Raw genomic sequence first — 442 nt, 5'->3', positions numbered from 1 at the left:
TTAGTTAGCTCTCCAGCCATTGCTGGTTTTAACAAGATTCATTGCACCATCAGCAGGTTCATTCATCCCTTTGACGCTGGCGAACGCTTTTTTGTCAATCCAGCCCGGAACGTCAACCAGCTTCCATGTATAAGATACGCGAACAACCTTCTGACCGCCTTCACCCGGTTCTGTCCATTCCTTAATTTCGTCAACGGCACGACGACCAACACAGGCACCATCTGTTGTGCTCCGGACTTTAGCTTTTACTCCTTCATCTGTTATCCCTAATACGTTCGAATCATAGCCCTGTTCAAAAACCATCATTCCCTGCTCGACAAATCCATCGAGGATCACTGAATTGGTCCCTGTACCAGTCGAATCAAGCCGTGGCTTGGCAAGACGGATGGGGAAGCTGGTGTTATTGTTATCCAGCGAGAAACAGTATCTTGTCTGCCCGATT

Annotated in this window: 1 protein-coding gene; it reads right to left on the bottom strand. The window is 48.0% G+C overall.

What is annotated here, in order from left to right; genetic code table 11:
* The coding region (locus tag JTI98_RS13065; RefSeq protein WP_216081349.1) for a hypothetical protein at positions 1 to 442 on the bottom strand (442 nt) is incomplete at its 5' end.

Origin of the sequence: Citrobacter sp. MGH 55, from assembly GCF_016906145.1 — a bacterium.
Lineage (GTDB): Bacteria > Pseudomonadota > Gammaproteobacteria > Enterobacterales > Enterobacteriaceae > Citrobacter_A > Citrobacter_A amalonaticus.
The sequence above is the reverse complement of the archived record's forward strand: the minus strand, read 5'-3'. Positions and strand labels throughout refer to the sequence as shown.